Genomic DNA, 22,144 nt, shown 5'->3' with positions numbered 1-22,144 from the left:
GACATCCCTCCTGAGTGTCCTTTTGAACGTTTCTTAGTAGGAAGGGCCAAGCGATAAGACCATTATTTATCGCTTGTTATCAAATGACGATTATTTCGTCTTGAGGCAGTTCTTGCGTAAATGTGCATGAACTGTGAATAAGGGTGGTACCGTGGAAAAGAAAACTTTTTCACCCCTTTGGATAGGATTGACCTGTCCATTTGGGTGGAGAAGTTTTTTTATTTTTTTTTAAGACGTTGTTGTTAAGAGCAACAACTGATTCGCGAAAAGTCTTTACTAAATAAAGGTTCGAGTCGAGGTTAAAGGAGGAATGAAAATGAAGGCCAGTTGGGTGGCTGAGAAAAAATCAGTCGAAACTTCATTAGTCTCTGGTGCTGAACTATTTATTCAAGGGTTGCAGAATGAGAAAGTTGAAGTTCTGTTTGGTTATCCCGGAGGAGCTGTACTTCCTATCTATGATGCCCTCTACAAATCAGAGATGAAACATGTTTTAACGAGGCATGAACAAGGAGCGATTCATGCTGCGCAAGGTTATGCAAGAGTAACTGGAAAACCAGGCGTGGTGTTAGCGACTTCAGGGCCAGGTGCAACCAACCTTGTTACAGGTATCGCAGATGCGATGATCGATTCTATTCCTCTTGTTATCTTTACGGGTCAGGTAGCAACGACAGTGATTGGAACGGATGCTTTTCAAGAAGCGGACATCGTCGGGATTACAATGCCGATCACAAAACATAATTATCAAGTCCAACGGGCAGAAGACCTGCCGAGAATTATGAAAGAAGCCTTTCATATAGCGAGCACTGGAAGAAAAGGACCTGTTTTAATCGATATACCGAAAGATGTTGCGGTAAAAACAGCTGAAGTTAGAGAGGTTGCGGGTATTCACCTTCCAGGTTACCAACCTACAGTAAAACCTAATATTCTTCAAGTGAAAAGATTGAACGAAGCTTTGTTGCAAGCGAAAAGACCTGTCCTCTTAACAGGTGCGGGGGTGCTGGCGGCAGGTGCTGAAAAAGAGTTGGTCGCATTCGCGGAATATCACCAGATACCGGTTGCTCAAACCCTTCTCGGCCTTGGGGGATTTCCAGCTGAACACCCGCTTTGCTTGGGGATGGCAGGAATGCATGGAACATACGCGAGCAACATGGCACTTTATGACTGCGATCTGTTAATTGGTGTTGGGGCTAGGTTTGATGACAGGTTAACTGGAAACCTGGATTATTTTGCTAAAAAAGCAGTGGTTGCACATATCGATATTGATCCGGCTGAAATCGGAAAAAATGTTCCAACTGAAATTCCCATTGTGGGGTGTGCGAAAGAAACACTTTCGGCATTAAACCAGACGAGAGGCGATAAAGGAGACTATAACGAGTGGGTAATCCAACTCACGAAGCACAAGACTGAATTTCCTCTTACGTATAAGACAGATGAATCAGAATTGAAACCACAAAAGTTAATGCAGATTCTTCATGAAGTTACGAAAGGAGAAGCCATCGTAGCTACTGATGTAGGACAGCACCAGATGTGGGCAGCTCAATATTATACGTTTTTAGAATCGAACAGATGGATAACGTCTGGAGGACTTGGAACGATGGGATTCGGATTTCCTGCAGCGATTGGAGCGAAAGTTGGAAAGCCGGAGCTCCCGGTAATAGCAGTTGTAGGAGATGGTGGTTTTCAGATGACGCTTCAAGAACTCGGAGTTCTCCAAGATTGGGAGCTTCCTGTCATCGTAGTCATTGTGAACAATAAATCTCTCGGGATGGTAAGACAGTGGCAAGAGATTTTTTATGAAAAACGATTCTCTCACTCTTTGCTTGATATTCAACCTGACTTTATCAAGCTAGCATCAGCTTACGGAATTGATGGGAAACGTGCTGTAACTGAAAGCGATGTAAGAGAGGCTCTAGCGGTTGCTCTTGCATCAAAAAAACCATTTGTTCTTGATTGTGTTGTTACTGCTGATGAGAATGTCTATCCGATGATCGCTCCAGGAAAAGGACTACATGAAATGATTGGAGTGAGAGGATGAGACGTATCATTTCTGCAACGGTTCTAAACGAAAGTGGTGTATTGAATCGTTTGACCGGATTGCTGACAAAACGCCAGTTCAACATAGAGAACATTACGGTTGGACATACAGAAGATCCAGCCGTTTCAAAAGTAACATTAACGGTTTGGGTAGAAGATGATCGTAAAGCTGAACAACTTGTTAAACAGCTTCATAAGCAGATTAATATTCTAAAAGTTCGTGATCTGACAAACATGGCACTCGTTTCTAGAGAACTTGCGCTCATCAAAGTTCTCACAACACCTGATACGCGCAGCGAGATCAAAATGCTGATCGAGCCGTTTCGAGCAACCGTCCTTGATGTTTCACTCGAAAACGTAACGCTTGAAGTTACGGGGGACGGAGAAAAGATAGATGCGTTGATCGAACTGCTGCGTCCATATGGAATCAAAGAGATTTCAAGGACCGGTGTTACAGCTATACCTCGCGGAACACAAAAGAAAGTACTTGAGCTTCACCCCTATTCTATTATGTAAAAGGAGAATGATGATAATGGCAAAAGTATATTACGAAAACGATCTTTCTAACGATGTATTAAAGAATAAGAAGGTAGCGGTAGTAGGTTATGGTTCTCAAGGGCATGCTCATGCATTGAACCTAAAGGATAGCGGCTATGATGTTGTAGTTGGTGTTCGGGAGGGTCGTTCTTTTGACGAAGCAGTTAAAGATGGATTTGAGGTATATCCTGTTCGGGAAGCGGCTAGGATTGCTGAAGTCGTAATGGTTCTATTACCAGATGAAAGGCAACCTGAAGTTTACAAAAATGAAATTTTACCTGAACTGTCTCCGGGCAATGCACTCGTTTTTGCTCATGGGTTCAACGTTCACTATCACCAAGTAGTACCACCTCAAGATGTGGATGTATTCTTAGTTGCTCCTAAAGGTCCTGGTCATCTTGTTAGACGTACATTTGAATCAGGTGAAGGAGTTCCAGCGCTTTTCGCGGTATACCAAGATGCTACAGGCACTGCCCGTGAAACTGCACTTAGTTATGCTAAAGGAATTGGTTCTGCTAGAGCTGGAGTGCTCGAAACGACCTTCCAAGAAGAAACGGAAACAGACCTTTTTGGTGAACAGGCCGTGTTGTGTGGTGGGTTATCTTCACTTGTCAAAGCTGGATTTGAAACATTAACAGAAGCTGGCTATCAGCCAGAAGTTGCCTATTTTGAATGTTTACATGAATTGAAGTTAATCGTTGACCTCATGTACGAAGGTGGACTAGAGGGGATGAGATATTCAATCTCAGATACTGCTCAGTGGGGAGATTTTCAATCAGGACCACGTGTCATTGATGAAAGAGTGAAAGAATCAATGAAATCAGTCCTGAAAGATGTTCAATCCGGAGAGTTTGCTAAGGGTTGGATTTTAGAGAATCAAGCAAATCGACCTGTGTTCCATGTTGTGAACAATCAAGAGAAGAACCATCCTATTGAAAAAGTAGGGAGGGAACTTCGAGCAATGATGCCGTTCGTAAAATCAAAACAAAAAAAGGAGGCCGTTGCTAGTGCGAAAAATTGAAATCTTTGACACGACTTTGCGTGATGGAGAACAAACAGCAGGGGTCAATCTAAACACGGCAGAAAAAATTGAGATAGCTAAAAGACTAGAACTGCTAGGTGTGGATGTTATGGAGGCTGGCTTCCCGGCTGCATCCAAAGGAGATCTGGATGCCGTAAAAAAAGTAGCTTCTATCGTAAAGAATTCAACCGTTACTGCTTTGGCACGATCGAACACCTCAGATATTGATTATGCATGGGAAGCTCTAAAAGATTCAGTTGAACCAAGGTTGCACGTTTTTCTGGCAACATCGCCCATTCACATGACATACAAGTTAAAGAAAACACCCGACCAAGTCGTGGAGACAGCGGTTGGTGCAGTCAAATATGCACGACAAAAGTTTCCTGTCGTGCAATGGTCTGCAGAAGATGCATGTCGGTCAGATCTCGTATTTTTAGCGCGCATTGTTGAGAAAGTAATCGATGCTGGTGCAACGATCATTAACATACCAGATACGGTTGGTTTTACGAATCCCGAGGAATACGGAAAGATCTTTCGTTATCTATTAAATAATGTTCCGAACATAGAGAAAGCAATTTTATCTGCTCACTGCCACGATGATTTAGGGATGGCTGTTGCCAATTCTTTATCGGCGATCGAGTATGGTGCGAATCAAGTGGAATGCACGATCAACGGGATTGGTGAAAGAGCAGGAAATGCTTCATTAGAAGAGATTGCAGTAGCATTGGCGATCCGTGAAGACTTTTATCAGGCAAGAACTGACCTTAAGTTAAATGAGATCAGCCGAACGAGTCAGCTTGTAAGCAGGTTAACAGGAATCGCTGTCCCTCCGAATAAGGCAGTTGTCGGAAAGAACGCTTTTGCACATGAGTCAGGAATACATCAAGATGGTGTGTTAAAAGAAAAGTCGACATACGAGATCATCACACCTGAGCTTGTAGGGGTTCCTTCTAACCAACTCGTGCTCGGAAAACATTCTGGGCGTCACGCGTTTAAAGATTATTTGCATAAATTAGGTTTTCATCCAGATGAGAACAAAGTAAAAGTTCTATTTGAAGATTTTAAACAGTTGGCTGATAAGAAAAAAGAGATGACAGAAGAAGATATCTTCGCTCTACTCATCGATCATAAAATACAACCTGAAGTGCCGTTGTATCAGCTGAAAGACATTCAAGTGAATTATGGTACAAATCAGATTCCTACTGCGACGTTAAGACTGTTGACTCCAGATGGAAAACTGATTCAAGACGCTGCAACAGGTTCAGGTAGTGTCGAAGCGATCTACAATACGCTCGGAAAGATGCTTCCTTCTTCAATCAAATTGAATGATTATCGAATTCAATCGGTTGGTGCAGGGCGTGATGCTCTTGCTCAAGTGTTTGTTCAGATCGTTAGTGATGGTCATGAGATCAACGGAAGCGGAACGGCGCAAGATGTTTTGGAAGCATCAGCTAAAGCCTATGTTCACGCCTATAATAAGCTTCAGCTTCATGATGAAAAGAAGAGCTATCAAGCAATGAGTATCTAAATTTAGGAGGGATGTTAGATGAAAAAGAGAATAGCAGTTTTACCAGGAGACGGGATCGGCCCAGAAGTGATCAAAGGTGCTCTGCAAGTGTTAGACGGTGTAGCAACGCGGTTTGGTCATGAATTTGAGACGATTGAACAAGTATTTGGAGGTGCTGCTATTGATCAGGAAGGTAATCCGCTTCCAGATTCCACACTTAAAACTTGCAATGACAGTGATGCTGTTCTGCTAGGAGCGGTTGGTGGACCGAAATGGGATCAAGGGAAGGTTCGGCCGGAACAAGGGTTACTCGCTTTACGAAAAGCGATGAACGTGTTTGCAAACGTAAGACCTGTTCACGTTTATCCTGGTCTTGAACATCTATCACCTCTTAAATCGAACAAGGTAAAAGGTGCCGACTTTGTATTTGTTCGCGAACTGACCGGTGGTATTTATTTTTCAGAGCCGAAAGAACGGAATGAAAAACGTGCGGTAGATACATTGTCGTATACGCGAGAGGAGATAACGAGAATCGTTGAAAAGGCATATGAGTTAGCTTCTTCTCGCAGAAGAAAAGTAACATCTGTTGATAAAGCAAACGTTCTTGAAACGAGCAAATTGTGGAGAGAAGTCGTGGAGGATGTAGCTAAAAAGTATCCACACATCGAAACAGAACACTTGCTGGTAGATTATGCTGCCATGAGGATGATCAGTAATCCTACGAGTTTTGATGTGGTCGTTACTGAAAATATGTTTGGAGATATTTTGTCTGATGAAGCCTCTGTTCTTACAGGATCGTTAGGAATGATGCCTTCTGCTTCTCTTAGTGAAAACGGTCCTGGACTATATGAGCCAATACATGGATCAGCACCTGATATCGCAGGAAGCGGGAAAGCAAATCCGATCGGTATGATCCTTAGTGTCGCGATGATGCTTCGTCATTCGTTCCAACTTGAGAAAGAAGCGGAGGCCGTTGAACTTGCCGTTTTCGAAACGCTGCAGGCAGGTTATCGAACACAAGATATCTTTGGAGAAAGTGGAACGCTAGTAACGACAAAAGAAATGGTCAATCAAATTCATTTTAGAATGTTGGAAGATTCAACAAGTGCAACTCTTCTAGAGGTTTATGTGTAGGGAGGTAGATTTCGGTGAGTAAAACAATAATAGATAAACTTTGGGATAGCCATATTGTCGTAGAAGAGGAAAATAAACCAGACCTGCTCTACATTGATCTGCACCTCATTCATGAAGTGACATCACCTCAAGCGTTTGCTGGTTTAAGAGAAAAAAATAGAACCGTCAGAAGGCCGGAGCTTTGTTTTGCAACGATGGATCATAATATCCCGACGGTCGACCGATTCAATATAAAAGACGAAACATCACGCTTGCAAGTGCAAACTCTTGAAAAAAACTGCGCGGAATTCGGTATTCAACTCGAGGGATTGAACTCTGAACAACAAGGGATCGTTCATGTTATAGGGCCAGAACTGGGTCTGACATTGCCTGGGAAAACAATTGTATGTGGTGATAGTCACACATCTACGCATGGTGCTTTCGGGGCGCTCTCTTTCGGAATTGGCACGAGTGAAGTTGAACATGTTCTTGCTACACAAACGCTGTGGCAGAACAAACCAAAACAGATGAACGTTAAGATTGAAGGAGAGTTAGGTTTTGGTGTTACAGCGAAAGACGTCATCCTATGGTTTATCGCGAAATATGGAACGAATGTCGGTACAGGTCATATTATTGAATTTTCTGGTAGCACGGTTAGAAAATTTTCGATGGAAGAACGAATGACTCTTTGTAATATGTCTATTGAAGCTGGAGCAAAAGCATCGGTCGTTTCTCCTGATGAAGTTACTTTTTCATATATATCAGGTAAGCGCTATGCTCCAAAGAATCAAGATTTTCTGGAAAGTTGTAAAAGATGGAGAGAGCTTGCGAGTGATGAGAATGCTAGATTTGATCAAACGATTGAGATTGATGCTTCAGAGATCGAACCAATGGTCACGTGGGGAACGACTCCATCGATGTGTTTGCCGATCAGCGGAGTGATTCCTGCAGAGGAAAATTCTTCTTCTATAGAAGAGAAGCAATCGTTACTAAATGCACTCCATTACATGGGCTTTAAAGGAAATGAAAAAATAGAGCATATACCTGTGCAGCACGTATTTATTGGATCTTGTACAAATTCAAGACTTAGTGACCTACTTCAAGCTTCTAAAGTTGTTGAAGGCAGAAATGTACACCCCGAAGTCCGGGCGATCGTAGTTCCAGGATCACAAGCTGTAAAAAAAGAAGCTGAGAACCTTGGGCTTCATCAGATTTTTATAGATGCTGGATTCGAGTGGCGTGAGTCGGGATGTTCGATGTGTTTAGGTATGAATGATGACATTGTTCCAGAAGGAGAAAGATGTGCATCTACCTCAAATCGTAATTTTGCTGGGAGGCAAGGAAAAGGTGCGAGGACACACCTAGTCAGTCCAATCATGGCTGCAGCTGCAGCTTTAAATGGGAAATTCACTGATGTTCGTTCCATACTTCCTAAAAAAGAACAGGAGGTAGATCGTTATGCCGGGGTTTAAAACATATTCAGGCAGTGCTGCAGTATTAGACAGAGATCATGTAGATACAGATCAGATCATTCCGAAGCAATTCTTGAAAAAAATTGATAAAGCTGGTTATGGAGAGTTTTTGTTCTTTGATTGGAGATATCACTCAAATGGAGAGGAGAACGAAGACTTTGAGCTAAACTCCCCAGAAACAAAAGAAGTATCCATATTAGTTACCGGTAAAAATTTTGGTTGTGGTTCATCCAGAGAACATGCACCTTGGGCCTTAAAAGATTACGGATTTCAAGTGATCATCGCCGAAAGCTTTGCTGATATCTTCTTCAACAATTGTGTGAAAAATGGCATCTTACCGATCCGACTCTCTAAAGATGAGCTTCGAAACCTGCAGAGTGAGAGAGCTGGAAACCTCATACGAACGTTGAGAGTAGACCTCGAACAACAACTTGTAGAAAACGAAACGAAAGAAGTATTCCGCTTTGAATTTGATCCGTACTGGAAAAAGATGCTTCTAAACGGGTGGGACGAAATATCAGTAACTCTTCAACAAGAAGCTCTTATAAAAGAATATGAAGATGAAAGGATTGTGAACTGACAATGGGGATTTAACAATCACAGCGGAACGTTTATTTCACGCTTTGGAGGAAGTCTCAAAAATCGCACACCGTACGCCACTTAAACAATCATCAACTCTTAACAAGTGGACGGGTGGAAAGGTGTATATGAAGCTGGAGAACCTTCAGAAGACAGGTTCGTTTAAATTGCGAGGAGCTTATTACAAAGTTTCCACGTTAAACGAACTAGACGGTGCAAGAGGTGTCATCGCTGCATCAGCAGGAAACCATGCACAGGGTTTAGCGCTTTCATGTTCACTCCGTGGAATAAATTCTAAGATCTTTATGCCGGAAAATGCACCGATTTCCAAGATCGATGCAGTAAGATCGTATGGAGCAGATATTGTTTTAGAAGGTGACAATTATCAGGCGGCTTATGAAGCGGCAAAAAGAGAAGAAGAAAAAAGCGGAGGAGTGTTTGTTCACCCTTTCGACGATTACGATGTGATCGCTGGACAAAGTACCGTTGCTCTCGAGATGCTTCAGCAAAAACCTGAATTAAAAACGATTGTAGTACCTGTCGGGGGCGGAGGTCTATTGGCTGGGATCGCATTAGCGGTTAAGTCGATCAGACCTGATGTCCGAGTAGTTGGCGTGCAATCGGCGAATGCTAGTGCGGTCTATCAAGCCTTCACAGGTACAACAAGAAAAACGTTAACTCGCTGTACATCTATCGCAGATGGAATCGCGGTTGTTAAGCCCGGAGATATCACCGTTCCTGTGATATCAAAATATGTGGATGAGATGGTCACTGTGACCGAGGAACAAATCGCATACGCGATGATGTTTATGCTTGAGCGGGAAAAGGTGGTCGTAGAGGGAGCTGGAGCTGCTAGTTTAGCGGCAGTGATGTTCCATAGCCGTCTTGCGTTGGACCAAAAAGTAGGCCTTATCATTAGTGGTGGTAATGTAGATCCCGTTAAATGGTCATTATATAAAGGAATGGCTGATAAGGTGAACTTAAAAAGAATTAGTTAATAATATTGGGCTTGCTCAGAAGGCGAAACTTTTGAGTAAGTTTTTTTGTGTATAGAACAGAGGTTAAAGAAATCAGGGTTCTAACCTCTAGTTACCTTGAGTTCATCTGGCGAACCTGCTATTCTTTAGTCAAACATTAATGGAAGCGGAGAGTTGTGATGACTAACGAAAAGAACAACAAAAACAATATCGTTCGGTTTCCTAACTTAAATGGACGTCTTTTAGAAAAAGGAATGGATTCTTTAAAAAGTAAAAAATACGATGAATCTTTATCCTGTTTTGAACAATTGCTTCATGCAGACCCAATGCATGCACAAGGCAATCTTGGGCTTGTTTTAAGTTTGGTTGAATTAGGTCGATTACACGAAGCCAAACAGAGATGTGACCGTATGCTTAAAGAAGGAATCGGCGAATATTATGATGTACTTCAAATCTACTTAAGCATATTAGTTCAGTTATCAGAATACATAACCGTTGTTTCAGTGATCGAAGCTGTTCTTGAAGAGCAGAAGATTCCTGCAGACAAAGCTGAAACGTTTTATCAGCTTCTACAGTTTAGTCGTAAAGTAATTGAGCAGGAAGGTGTTCCTGAAGTGAAGAAAGATCCTGTACTTCCAACAGCACCCCCAGCTAATCCTGACTTTCAAGCATTAAAAGAGATGCTTGAAAGCGATCAGGCAGACTCGCAGTGGATGGCTGTACAACAGTTGAAACGGCTCGGTCCTGACATGATCGTACCGATGTTTGAGTCTTTTTTAATAGATGAAAAAAAACATCCGGCTGTTAAAAGCTTGATTCTGCAATATCTTAAAGAAAATCAAGTAGACAAAATCGTAAAGATCGAGAAATATGGACAATTCACTGAAGTGGACATCGCGAAGCTCACTGATCTAAATGATAATTTCTTTTATAAGGAAGTAAAATCTTTGATCAAAGATGAGCTCGAACAAGAGAATCCATCACTACTCGAGATCGCGCTTGCCGTATGGAAGGATTATTCACTCGCCTTATATCCTTTCTCACCAACTCCAGAGAATAAGATACTTTGGTTTGAGGCCGCTGTTATGGCAGCGAATATTCTATGTGGGATGGAAGAAGAAGTGGATCAAGAAGATGAAGAATTACAAAGAGCAGTAAAGGTTCTCGTCGAATTGGAAAGATTTTATATGCAGACTTAATGAGAAAGTGATGTAACTTGTTGAAATACAGAACGTCTATGCTATAATGGAATGGTTGTAATCTATATGATAGTTATGGAAATACCGATGTTGGAGGGAACATTTAATGACTGCTAAATGGGAAAAGTTAGAAGGTAATCAAGGTGTCTTAACGGTAGAAGTTGAGGCAACTGAAGTAGATACAGCGCTTGATCAAGCGTTCAAAAAAGTTGTAAAGCAAGTTAACGTACCAGGATTCCGTAAAGGGAAAATGCCACGTAGACTTTTTGAACAACGTTTTGGAGTAGAGTCTCTTTACCAAGACGCTCTAGATATCCTATTGCCAAAAGCATATGGAGACGCTGTACAAGAAGCTGGTATTGAGCCAGTCGATCGTCCAGAAGTGGACATCGAAAAAATGGAACAAGGAAGCAACCTTGTTTTCACAGCTAAAGTAATCGTTAAACCAGAAGTTAAACTTGGTGATTACAAAGGTCTTGAAGTTGAAAAGACTGAAACTGAAGTTACAGATGAGGATGTTCAAAACGAACTTACTTCTTTACAAGAACAACAAGCTGAACTTGTTGTTAAAGAAGAAGGAACAGTTGAGAATGGCGACACTGTAAACATCGATTTTGAAGGATTCGTTGATGGCGAAGCTTTCGAAGGCGGAAAAGCTGAGAACTATTCTCTTGAAATCGGATCTGGATCTTTCATCCCAGGTTTTGAAGAGCAATTAGTTGGTGAAAAAGCTGGTGCTGAAAAAGAAGTTAACGTAAACTTCCCTGAAGAATACCATGCTGAAGAGCTAGCTGGTAAGCCTGCTGTTTTCAAAGTAAACATTCACGATATCAAAGCTAAACAACTTCCAGAACTTAATGACGAGTTCGCTAAAGAAGCTGAAGGCGATGCTGAAACTTTAGAAGATCTTAAAAAAGAACTTCGCACAAAGCTTGAAGAAAGCAAAAAGCAAGAAGCTGAAAACAAAACTCGTGAAACAGTTATCGAAAAAGCTTCTGAGAATGCTGAAATCGATATCCCTGAAGCGATGGTAAACACAGAGCTTGACCGTATGGTTCAAGAATTTGGCCAACGTCTTCAAATGCAAGGTATGAACCTTGACCTTTACTACCAGTTCTCTGGTACAAGCGAAGAAGCACTTCGTGAGCAAATGAAAGAAGATGCTGGGAAGCGCGTTCGTACTAATCTAGTACTTGAAGCGATCGTTGAAGCTGAAAACATCGAAGTTTCTGAAGAAGAAATCGATGCTGAACTTAGCAAGATGGCTGAAATGTACCAAATGGAAGTAGAACAAATCAAGCAAATGCTTGCTATGCAAGGTGGAAATGATGCAGTAGCAGCTGACTTGAAAGTACGTAAAGCAATTGATTTCCTTTTGGAAAACAGCAAGACTGTTTAATCATTAATTAAATAAGTTCATAAAACTTAAGCAAGGCGCGATCCTTATGTATCGTGCCTTGTTTTGCCATACATATTAAATTTCTATTAAAATACACATCCTATTTGAAAAATAGGTTTTAAATCTTGCGGTATTGTTCATACTTATATAGAGCGTTACCATACATATTTATTAAGAGTTATTATTTCCGTTTTAATATGGAAGTGTGATACAATCCATTATAATCAACGGAATGCTTAAGTAGTAGAAAAGATAATCAGACTTTCCTTCAGAACATATCTGAATTTTAGTCAAGCGTTTCATCCATATTCTCGTTTTAGGGGTGATATCATTGTTTAAGTTTAATGATGAAAAAGGGCAATTAAAATGTTCTTTCTGTGGTAAAACACAAGATCAAGTAAGAAAACTGGTTGCTGGACCAGGTGTATATATTTGTGATGAATGTATCGAACTCTGTACTGAAATCGTCGAAGAAGAATTAGGTACAGAAGAGGATGTAGAACTAAAAGAAGTACCAAAACCAGTAGAAATTCGTAAAATTCTTGACGAGTACGTAATCGGTCAAGGTCAGGCTAAGAAATCTCTTTCTGTAGCCGTTTACAATCATTACAAACGTATAAATTCAACTCAAAAATCAGATGAAGTAGAACTGGCGAAAAGTAATATCGCGATGATCGGACCAACAGGAAGTGGTAAGACGCTTCTTGCTCAAACGTTGGCTCGTATTTTAAACGTACCTTTTGCTATTGCAGATGCTACATCTTTAACTGAAGCTGGATACGTTGGTGAGGATGTAGAGAACATTCTACTTAAATTGATTCAGTCTGCAGATTATGATGTTGAGAAAGCAGAAAAGGGTATCATCTATATCGATGAAATCGATAAGATTGCACGTAAATCTGAAAATCCTTCTATCACAAGAGATGTTTCTGGTGAAGGCGTTCAGCAGGCTCTTCTTAAAATCCTTGAAGGTACAGTAGCTAGTGTACCGCCACAAGGAGGAAGAAAGCATCCTCACCAAGAGTTCATCCAAATTGACACTACTAACATTCTGTTCATTTGTGGTGGAGCCTTTGATGGTATCGAACAAATCATCAAACGCCGACTTGGTAAGAAAGTGATCGGATTCAGTTCTGAAACGAAACAAGCTGATTTAAAAGCGGGAGAATACTTGTCTAAAGTTCTTCCAGAAGATTTGCTTCGCTTTGGTTTGATTCCTGAATTTATCGGTCGTTTACCGGTTATTTCAAACTTAAACCCTCTTGATGAGGAAGCATTGATCGAAATCTTAACAAAACCTAAGAACGCACTTGTAAAACAATATCAAAAGTTATTGGATATTGACGGTGTCGAGCTAGAATTTACCGATGAAGCTCTTCGAGAAATTTCTGCTCAAGCCATTGAACGTAAAACAGGTGCGCGTGGACTTCGTTCGATTATCGAAGGAGTTATGCTTGACGTAATGTTTGAGCTGCCTTCTCGTGAAGATGTTGTTAAGTGTATCGTAACGAAAGAAACAATCTCTGATAAAGTACCACCAACTCTCGAGTTAGAAGATGGTACGGTTATTGAACAATCAAAAGAAACGCCAAAAGAGAGTGCTTAACATTGAGACCAGCGTATGCTGGTCTTTTTTGTATGGGATAAACCAAGTTTAAAGCGGTAATTTTTTCTAAATGCTGTTTTCGTAGCTTTGTTGCTTTTGGAAGTGTTGATTTCCGTTCCAGGCTTGCTCGCTTTCCACGGGGCAGGCGGTGAGCCACATTCGTACGTTTCACTCTTAAGTGTCTCACCTGCCCGCCTGTCCCGTAGGAGCCTCGCGCCTTCCACTCCAATCAACTGTCAAAGGAGAACATGGCTTTGACAGTGACAATCTTTTAGAGAAGAGCGATCAGTGGAAAAGTGAAAGTTGTCGTTCATCCCTGACAAGCAAAAGTTGAATGGGCTAGGAAGTCGCACTTTTGTTCATCGCGGACAGTTAAAACTGACCTCGAGGGACTAGCCACTGCATCTAGACAGGTGGAGCCTCCTGAACACACAAAGTGGCAGGAGGCTCACCGTACGCTCCATGGAAAGCGAGCAAAATTTAGCAGAAAATCAACTTCTGTCAAGAGCATCAATGTATACATGTGAAGGTCTTCATAAAATATACTTCATAGCTTACTTCTTCTGTTCTTTTGTTTTTGATATGCCTTGTACTTTTAAAATCATTCCATTCTTTTAAAAGGTTGACCGTTTAGTTCACCACCTCCTCGGAGATACTATGATTATCACTACATAGGTACCGGGAGGAAAAACAATGAACTGGACTGGCATAGCATTACTTATTCAATTATTCTTTGGGATTGTTATCGGGCTATATTTTTGGAACTTGCTGCGCAACCAGCGTTCTCAAAAAGTAAGTGTGGATAAAGAATCGAGAAAAGAGATGGAGCAGCTTAGAAGAATGCGATCGATCTCACTATCAGAACCCCTGTCTGAACGTGTTCGACCTGGAAAATTCGAAGATATCATCGGACAAGAAGATGGAATAAAAGCATTGAAGGCTGCTTTATGTGGACCGAATCCTCAGCATGTTATCGTTTACGGTCCTCCAGGAGTTGGGAAAACAGCAGCAGCGCGATTAGTATTAGAAGAAGCGAAGCGAAATCAGTCATCACCATTTCGTTCTACTGCAGTCTTTGTAGAATTAGATGCTACGACTGCTCGTTTTGATGAGCGAGGCATTGCAGATCCATTGATTGGCTCTGTGCATGATCCGATCTACCAAGGTGCTGGAGCTATGGGGCAAGCGGGAATTCCTCAGCCGAAGCAAGGGGCTGTTACGAATGCGCATGGCGGTGTTCTTTTTATTGATGAGATCGGTGAACTTCATCCAATACAAATGAACAAGTTACTAAAAGTTTTAGAAGATCGTAAGGTTTTTTTAGAAAGTGCTTATTATTCGGAAGAGAACGCAAACATACCGCATCATATTCATGATATCTTCCAAAATGGTCTACCTGCAGATTTCCGAATGATTGGTGCCACTACTCGTATGCCGGAAGAAATACCTCCTGCTATTCGTTCTAGGTGTTTGGAAGTATTCTTTAGAGAATTGCAGCCGGCTGAAATTGAACAAATCGCTAAAAGAGCAGCTGATAAGATTCAGTTAGGAATTGATGATGAATCATTATCATACATGGCTCAATATGCTAGAAATGGCCGTGAAGCTGTAAATATGATTCAAATTGCAGCAGGTCTTGCCATCACAGAACAACGTAAAAACATTACAAAGAGTGATGTAGAGTGGGTAACCCATTCAAGTAGAATGGCTCCACGACCTGAAAGGAAAATTGGAACCAAACCAAAAATAGGATTAGTGAATGGTCTTGCTGTATATGGTCCAACAAGCGGAGCGTTGCTTGAGATTGAAACAACCGTACTTCCTGCAAAGAAACAAGGTTCTATTACGATTACAGGTATAGCAGAAGAAGAGAGTATCGGTAATCAAACTAAGTCTATTCGAAGAAAAAGTATGGCAAAAGGGTCAGTGGAGAACGTTATTACAGTACTTCGATACATGGGAGTAGATGCATCCATGTATGATATACACGTGAATTTTCCAGGTGGTGGCCCGGTAGACGGTCCATCAGCAGGTATAGCGATCGCATCTTCCATCTACTCAGCTATTCACAACATTAAAATAGATCATGAAATTGCAATGACAGGTGAAATCAGCATACATGGTAAAGTGAAACCAGTTGGTGGAGTGATGGCTAAAATATTGGCTGCAAAGGATGCTGGTGCAAAACGTGTTCTTATACCGTTTGAGAATAACCAAAAGATTTTTGATACGATTGAAGACGTAGAGATCATTCCAGTAAAAAAGCTTTCAGAAGTGTTTCAACACGCATTTTTAGATGACAGTGAAGAGCAATCGGTCCCTGCATCTGCTGCCTTAAACTCCCCTCCTTCTTCTGTATAAGGAGAAGCAGGGAGTTTCTTTTTATTCAGAATATTGGCCGATAAAAATTTTATAACAGCCAAGGAGAACGTTTTATTATGAGTTTTCTAACAATCCGAAGCTTACATTAGACAAAGTTAAGCATTATCGGTAGAATTGTACAAAGACTAAGCATATAATTAATGATTACATAGCAGTTTTCGGAGGTGTTTATAATGGGGGAAAAACGAGTTCTTCCGCTCCTCCCTCTTCGCGGGTTGTTGGTCTATCCAACAATGGTACTTCATTTAGATGTAGGAAGAGAAAAATCGATTCAGGCGCTTGAAAAAGTGATGCTTGATGACCAGATGATCTTTCTATCTACTCAAAAAGAAGTTTCTATTGAAGATCCAGCACAAGAGGAAATTTATCATGTAGGAACGTTGTCAAAAGTAAATCAGATGCTCAAACTGCCCAATGGCACGATCAGAGTACTTGTTGAAGGTATTAAACGCGGAGAAATTACTTCGTTCACGGACGAGAAGACCCATGTTGAAGTAGAAGTGGAACTAACGGATGATATTGAAGTGAAAGAAGCCGAAACGGAAGCTCTTATGAGAGCTATTCTGGCTCAATTCGAACAATACATAAACATATCGAAAAAAGTAACACCTGAAACACTTGCCTCAGTTCAAGATATTACTGAACCTGGACGTCTGGCTGATGTTATTTCTTCACATCTTTCATTAAAGATCAAAGAAAAACAAAAAATTCTAGAGATTTTTGATGTGAAAGAAAGACTTGAACACTTACTGGACCTTTTAAACAATGAAAAAGAAGTGCTAGGTCTAGAAAAGAAAATCGGCCAACGCGTTAAAAAAGCGATGGAAAAAACGCAGAAAGAATATTATCTGCGCGAACAGATGAAAGCCATCCAAAAAGAACTTGGTGATAAAGAAGGCAAAGTTGGTGAAGTAAGTACGCTCAAAGAACGTATTGAATCATCTGATATGCCTGAGACTGTCATGGAGCTTGCAAAAAAAGAACTCGATCGCTATGAAAAGATGCCGAATTCTTCAGCTGAGAGCTCTGTTATCAGAACATACATCGAGTGGCTTTTTAATCTGCCTTGGAAACAAGAGACGATAGATAATCTGGATATTCCACATGCAGAAACAGTTCTTAACGAAGATCATTATGGTCTTGAAAAAGTGAAGGACAGAGTCTTAGAATATCTTGCTGTTCAGAAGCTAACAAATTCACTAAAAGGGCCGATCCTTTGTTTAGTTGGACCACCAGGGGTTGGTAAGACATCATTAGCGAGGTCGATCGCACGTGCCATCGGCAGAAATTTTGTAAGAATTTCTCTTGGTGGTGTAAGAGACGAAGCTGAGATCAGAGGGCATCGAAGAACGTATGTTGGTGCGATGCCAGGTCGATTGATTCAAGGTATGAAGAAAGCGGGTACGATCAATCCTGTGTTCTTGCTTGATGAGATCGATAAGATGTCGAGTGATTTTAGAGGAGATCCTTCCTCTGCGATGCTCGAAGTGCTTGATCCGGAGCAGAACAGCACGTTCAGTGATCACTATATCGAAGAGCCATATGATCTTTCTAAAGTCATGTTTGTAACGACAGCCAATTCTCTATCAACGATCCCAGGGCCATTATTGGATAGAATGGAAGTTATTTCGATCGCTGGTTATACAGAGATTGAAAAGCTCCATATTTCTAAGAATCACTTGATTCCCAAACAGCTGAAAGAACATGGACTAAAGAAAAGCCAGATTCAATTTAAAGATGATTGTATCTTAAAGCTGGTTCGTAACTATACACGCGAAGCGGGTGTACGTAATCTTGAGCGTCAAATTGCAGGATTATGCAGAAAAGCTGCAAAACAAATTGTTTCATCTGAAAAGAAAAAGGTGATCCTTTCTGCTAAAAATCTTGAAGATTATCTAGGTAAACCGCGTTTCCGTTATGGTCAGGCAGAACTTGAAGACCAAATTGGTGCAGCGACGGGATTAGCTTATACGACAGCAGGCGGAGATACTCTTTCTATTGAGGTAGCCTTATCTCCAGGTAAGGGTAAACTGATCTTAACCGGTAAGCTAGGTGACGTTATGAAAGAATCTGCTCAAGCTGCATTAAGCTACGTTCGTACGAAAGTGGAAGAGTTGGGAATCGACCATGATTTCTACGAGAAAACAGATATTCATATACATGTTCCTGAAGGAGCAACACCTAAGGATGGGCCTTCAGCAGGAATCACGATTGCTACAGCATTAGTATCAGCACTAACGAAAAAGCCAGTTAGAAAAGATGTAGGGATGACAGGAGAGATCACATTGCGTGGACGTGTATTGCCTATTGGTGGTTTGAAAGAAAAATCATTAAGTGCGCACCGAGCAGGAATCAAAACAATCATCCTTCCGAAAGAAAACGAGAAAGACATTGAGGATATTCCGCAATCTGTAAAAGAGGGATTATCTTTTATAACCGTATCTCATTTAGATGAGGTATTAAAAGTTGCATTAGCAGGTGATAGAAAGTGAAAGTAAATACAGCAGAAATCGTAATTTCAGCAGTCGGACCTAAGCAATATCCGGAAGGCAACCTTCCGGAGATTGCTCTTGCCGGCCGCTCGAATGTAGGGAAATCGTCTTTTATCAATAAGATGATTCATCGAAAGAATTTAGCACGTACGTCTTCAAAACCTGGGAAAACACAAACGTTAAACTTCTATATTCTAAATGAAAGTTTTTATTTTGTGGATGTACCAGGTTACGGATTTGCTAAAGTTTCAAAAACAGAACGAGAAGCTTGGGGTAAGATGATTGAACAGTATCTTGTTGAACGTGATCAGTTAAAAGCTGTTGTTCAGCTTGTAGACCTGAGACATGCTCCTTCAAAAGAAGATGTACTCATGTATGATTGGTTAAAATATCATGAGCTTCCTGTTATCGTGGTAGCTACAAAGAGTGACAAAATCCCAAAAGGAAAATGGGACAAGCATAAAAAAGTAGTCAAGGAAACCTTAAACATGGACAAGAGCGATAAGATCGTTCTCTTTTCATCTGAAACCGGACACGGAAAAGATGAAGCATGGGGCATACTGAATTCTTATCTTTCTAAATAATGACTATTAAAAATCTGTTAGCATGACGCCTCATTGCTAACAGATTATGGCTTTTAAATCTTTTTGTTTACTTCTTTGATTGTTGATTGGAGTGGAAGGTGCGAGACTCTAGGCTAGGACAGGCCGGCAGGTGAGACACTTATACGTGTAGCGTACGAATGTGGCTCACCGCCTGCCCCGCGGAAAGCGAGCACGAGCAACCTGAAATGGAAATCAACTACTTTAAAAGCAACTATGAATGTGAAAACAGCCTTAACACAAAACCCTCTATGTTTTTTTTACATAGAGGGTTTTGTGTTTCTATTTCTTTTTAAAGAACATAAGATAAGCGCCTATGACCATTAAAATAATAGGCCAAAAATCTTCCGCTTTCACAAATATATTCTCTACAGAAGGGGTATTACTCTTAAAGAAGAGCAACCAGAGAGCTAAAAGGGACAACAACAATCCCGGAATAAGCCCCTCTTTTGTTTTTCGATACTGAATCAGAAAGGATATACCTACAAGTAAAATGATTACTTGTAGTGGCTCTGGCCATGTCGCTACTATTTCTGCTGCATGAAAATGTACGCCCAATCCGGTTAAAAATACACCTGAAAAAATACTTGAAGAATCTTTTCCGGAACCCGATTGGAAAAGCAGAGCTATACCGATGATGATTAGTATACTCGGCCAAGTCAAATACGGTTGAAGCAGTTCAATATTCATTCTATTTGCAAAATAGAATAATCCAATTCCGAGTAAAATGATGCCGCTGAATGTGTTTCTTTGTTTCATAATGCCTCCATCTTAAACGTAAACCTTTGCTAAATTGGTCGATTTTTGTTATTTTTAATATTGGTGCTAAGTTTTAGTAATTATGGTTATCCTAAAACTGCTATACACGGCACCAAAAAGATAATAAATACATCATAGCATAAACGTTTAAATTCTGTTCACATTATTGGATATTCCGTATTTTGGGACATGTTATAATTAATAAAGAACATACATAATTAAGGGAGGTGAGCGCATGCATATTCTAGTGGTTGGACTTAATTACAAAACGGCACCCGTAGAAATTCGGGAAAAAGTTTCTTTTCAGCCCTCTGAATTAACGGATGCGATCTCTACACTCCGAAAACAAAAAAGTATACTTGAATGTGTAATCGTTTCAACGTGCAACCGTACTGAGATCTATGCTGTTGCCGATCAGCTTCATACCGGAAGATACTACATCAAATCTTTTTTGGCGGACTGGTTTTCAATTGATAAAGAAGAGCTTTCACCATTCTTGAGCATTAGAGACGGAGAGGCAGCTGTCGAGCATCTATTCCGAGTAGCTGCTGGCTTGGACTCTATGGTGATCGGTGAAACTCAAATCCTTGGTCAAGTAAGAGATGGATTCTTAGAGTCACAGAAACTTGATGCAACAGGGACAATATTTAATAAACTAATGAAACAAGCGATCACATTTGCGAAGAGATGTCATTCAGAGACGGATATCGGTGAAAATGCGGTATCGGTTAGCTATGCAGCTGTCGAACTCGCTAAAAAAATCTTTGGTGGTTTGCAAAATAAAACCATTTTAATCGTTGGTGCGGGTAAGATGGGTGAGCTTACAGCGAAACATCTGCATGCGAGTGGAGGAAATGAAGTACTAGTTATTAACCGAACTTTTGAAAAGGCACAAGAGGTAGCTAAAAAGTTTCATGGTACAGCATATCCTTTTGAAGATCTTGAGAGTTTGCTCACTAGAGCGGATATTGTGATTTCTTCCACAGGTGCTAGTGAATTTGTCATTACAAAGAAAATGGCTGCACCAGCAGTTAAGAAACGTAAAGGTCTTCCATTGTTCATGGTAGATATTGCAGTACCTCGTGACCTAGATCCTGAGCTTCATGATTTAGAAAGTGTTTTTCTTTATGATATTGATGACTTAGAAGGGATCGTAGAGTCTAATCTTGCTGAACGAATGAAAGAAGCAGAAAAGATTGAGATTATGATCGAAGCTGAAATTGTAGCTTTCCAATCTTGGATTTCAATGCTTGGCGTAGTACCGTTAATTTCTGCACTACGTGAAAAGGCATTAAACATTCAAGCGGAAACCATGCAAAGCATCGAACGCAAGCTGCCGGATCTTACGGATCGGGAAAGAAAAATTTTAAGCAAACATACGAAGAGTATCGTGAATCAATTGCTTCGTGATCCTGTGACTAGAGCCAAAGAGATGGCTGGTGAACCAGGAGCTGAAGAACAGTTGCAATTATTTACCGAAATTTTCGGACTCGAAGATTATTTGGATAAACAGAAGCAGTTGGAAACAGCATTTGCTGCAAACGTCGAAGAGAAGTCTTCACTAACAGATGAAGTGGTTCCTTCGGCTGTAGTAAGAACTTAAGCTCTCGTTTCCCTCGAGCTCATGGAGTGTGAGCAAAAATGAATTGGATATATGATCTTACTATCGTTCTATATGCACTTAGCATCATAGGCTATTTTATAGATTTTCTTCAAAACAACCGGAAAGCAAACCGATTTGCTTTCTGGTTGCTTTCTATTGTCTGGGTACTTCAAACGGTCTTTTTTGTGTTAAGGATGCTGAAAGATCAACGGTTTCCAATATTAACACCCTCGGAAGGCCTGTTTTTTTATGCATGGATCCTCGTGACGTTCTCAGTTGTCATGAGCAGGTTTTTCCGTGTTGATTTTCTCGTGTTTTTTACGAACATTCTTGGTTTCTTGCTCGTCTCGATCCACTTGTTTGCTCCAACAGGACAAGCTAGTGCAGTGCTTGAGAAGCAGCTGATCTCAGAATTATTAATCATTCATATAACGATGGCTTTTATCTCTTACGGAGCATTCTCACTCTCCTTCATATTCTCGTTCATGTACCTGCTACAGCATGGCATGTTGAAACGAAAGAAATGGAGCAAAAGGCTGCAGCGTTTTGGGAGTCTATCATACTTAGAGAAACTTTCTTTTCGATTGAATACGATCGGAGTGCCGCTGCTCTTGCTTAGTCTAATATTGGGAGTCGTATGGGCATTCTGGAAAATAAGTGACTTTACACTTCTTGATGCCAAAGTCATCTCGTCATTTATTGTCCTTTTGGTTTACAGTACTTACCTCTATCAAAAGGTTGGAAGAGGTGTGCAAGGTAAAACGTTAGCGCTTTGGAACGCTGCGGCCTTCCTAGTCGTTTTGATCAACTACTTTTTAGCGTCGACGTTCACTGAATTTCACCTTTGGTATAAGTAAAGAAT

17 protein-coding genes and 1 other annotated feature (1 of these 18 cut by a window edge) are annotated in these 22,144 nt (G+C 40.8%); of the genes, 16 read left to right on the top strand and 1 reads right to left on the bottom strand.

Going from position 1 to position 22,144, the window contains the following annotated elements; all coding sequences use genetic code 11:
- Positions 1 to 180 (top strand) — a binding site (T-box leader); it begins 85 nt to the left of the window's first position.
- A gap of 136 nt (positions 181 to 316) precedes the next feature.
- The 14 genes from ilvB to yihA all read left to right on the top strand — a co-directional run bounded on the left by ilvB (position 317) and on the right by yihA (position 18,902).
- Positions 317 to 2,035 carry an acetolactate synthase large subunit gene (ilvB, locus tag H9648_RS00525; RefSeq protein ID WP_191751870.1) on the top strand — a complete coding sequence of 573 codons (1,719 nt, stop codon included), beginning with the start codon at positions 317 to 319 and terminating at the stop codon, positions 2,033 to 2,035.
- A complete protein-coding gene (gene ilvN / locus H9648_RS00520) occupies positions 2,032 to 2,550 on the top strand; it encodes an acetolactate synthase small subunit (protein ID WP_066396617.1) in 519 nt (172 codons plus the stop codon). The genes ilvB and ilvN overlap by 4 nt, the downstream gene beginning before the upstream one ends.
- A 16-nt stretch (positions 2,551 to 2,566) precedes the next feature.
- Positions 2,567 to 3,592: a ketol-acid reductoisomerase gene (gene ilvC / locus H9648_RS00515; RefSeq protein WP_191751869.1), complete on the top strand. Its 1,026-nt coding sequence runs from the start codon at positions 2,567 to 2,569 to the stop codon at positions 3,590 to 3,592.
- A complete protein-coding gene (locus tag H9648_RS00510; RefSeq protein ID WP_191751868.1) occupies positions 3,579 to 5,120 on the top strand; it encodes a 2-isopropylmalate synthase in 1,542 nt (513 codons plus the stop codon). Before ilvC ends, H9648_RS00510 begins: the two co-directional genes overlap by 14 nt.
- An 18-nt stretch (positions 5,121 to 5,138) precedes the next feature.
- Positions 5,139 to 6,233, top strand: a complete 1,095-nt coding sequence (gene leuB, locus H9648_RS00505) for a 3-isopropylmalate dehydrogenase (protein ID WP_191751867.1) — start codon at positions 5,139 to 5,141, stop codon at positions 6,231 to 6,233.
- A gap of 14 nt (positions 6,234 to 6,247) precedes the next feature.
- Positions 6,248 to 7,684 carry a 3-isopropylmalate dehydratase large subunit gene (gene leuC / locus H9648_RS00500; protein ID WP_191751866.1) on the top strand — a complete coding sequence of 479 codons (1,437 nt, stop codon included), beginning with the start codon at positions 6,248 to 6,250 and terminating at the stop codon, positions 7,682 to 7,684.
- Positions 7,671 to 8,264: a 3-isopropylmalate dehydratase small subunit gene (gene leuD, locus H9648_RS00495; RefSeq protein WP_191751865.1), complete on the top strand. Its 594-nt coding sequence runs from the start codon at positions 7,671 to 7,673 to the stop codon at positions 8,262 to 8,264. The genes leuC and leuD overlap by 14 nt, the downstream gene beginning before the upstream one ends.
- Before the next feature lie 43 nt (positions 8,265 to 8,307).
- On the top strand, positions 8,308 to 9,261 hold the full coding sequence (gene ilvA / locus H9648_RS00490) for a threonine ammonia-lyase (protein WP_191751864.1): 954 nt from the start codon (positions 8,308 to 8,310) through the stop codon (positions 9,259 to 9,261).
- 158 nt (positions 9,262 to 9,419) lie between these two features.
- On the top strand, positions 9,420 to 10,439 hold the full coding sequence (locus tag H9648_RS00485; protein ID WP_191751863.1) for a tetratricopeptide repeat protein: 1,020 nt from the start codon (positions 9,420 to 9,422) through the stop codon (positions 10,437 to 10,439).
- A gap of 106 nt (positions 10,440 to 10,545) precedes the next feature.
- Complete coding sequence (tig, locus tag H9648_RS00480; RefSeq protein ID WP_191751862.1) at positions 10,546 to 11,838, top strand: trigger factor; 1,293 nt, start codon at positions 10,546 to 10,548, stop codon at positions 11,836 to 11,838.
- 331 nt (positions 11,839 to 12,169) lie between these two features.
- A complete protein-coding gene (gene clpX, locus H9648_RS00475) occupies positions 12,170 to 13,444 on the top strand; it encodes an ATP-dependent protease ATP-binding subunit ClpX (protein ID WP_191751861.1) in 1,275 nt (424 codons plus the stop codon).
- A 693-nt stretch (positions 13,445 to 14,137) separates the two neighbouring features.
- Positions 14,138 to 15,805, top strand: coding sequence for an ATP-dependent protease LonB (lonB, locus tag H9648_RS00470; RefSeq protein WP_191751860.1), 1,668 nt, complete (start codon positions 14,138 to 14,140; stop codon positions 15,803 to 15,805).
- A 194-nt stretch (positions 15,806 to 15,999) separates the two neighbouring features.
- Positions 16,000 to 18,318 carry an endopeptidase La gene (gene lon, locus H9648_RS00465; protein ID WP_191751859.1) on the top strand — a complete coding sequence of 773 codons (2,319 nt, stop codon included), beginning with the start codon at positions 16,000 to 16,002 and terminating at the stop codon, positions 18,316 to 18,318.
- A complete protein-coding gene (yihA, locus tag H9648_RS00460) occupies positions 18,315 to 18,902 on the top strand; it encodes a ribosome biogenesis GTP-binding protein YihA/YsxC (protein WP_191751858.1) in 588 nt (195 codons plus the stop codon). The genes lon and yihA overlap by 4 nt, the downstream gene beginning before the upstream one ends.
- Positions 18,903 to 19,202: 300 nt before the next feature.
- Here the strand turns inward: yihA and H9648_RS00455 are convergent, their stop codons facing one another.
- On the bottom strand, positions 19,203 to 19,679 hold the full coding sequence (locus tag H9648_RS00455; RefSeq protein WP_191751857.1) for a LiaI-LiaF-like domain-containing protein: 477 nt from the start codon (positions 19,677 to 19,679) through the stop codon (positions 19,203 to 19,205).
- 235 nt (positions 19,680 to 19,914) lie between these two features.
- Here H9648_RS00455 and hemA point away from each other — a divergent pair, with 235 nt between their 5' ends.
- A complete protein-coding gene (hemA, locus tag H9648_RS00450) occupies positions 19,915 to 21,282 on the top strand; it encodes a glutamyl-tRNA reductase (RefSeq protein ID WP_191751856.1) in 1,368 nt (455 codons plus the stop codon).
- Positions 21,283 to 21,320: 38 nt separating this feature from the next.
- Positions 21,321 to 22,139, top strand: coding sequence for a cytochrome C assembly family protein (locus tag H9648_RS00445; protein WP_144698775.1), 819 nt, complete (start codon positions 21,321 to 21,323; stop codon positions 22,137 to 22,139).
- Positions 22,140 to 22,144: the final 5 nt, after the last annotated feature.

This window comes from Fictibacillus norfolkensis (assembly GCF_014836645.1).
GTDB classification, from domain to species: domain Bacteria; phylum Bacillota; class Bacilli; order Bacillales; family Fictibacillaceae; genus Fictibacillus; species Fictibacillus norfolkensis.
This window is presented reverse-complemented; position numbering and strand designations above follow the sequence as displayed.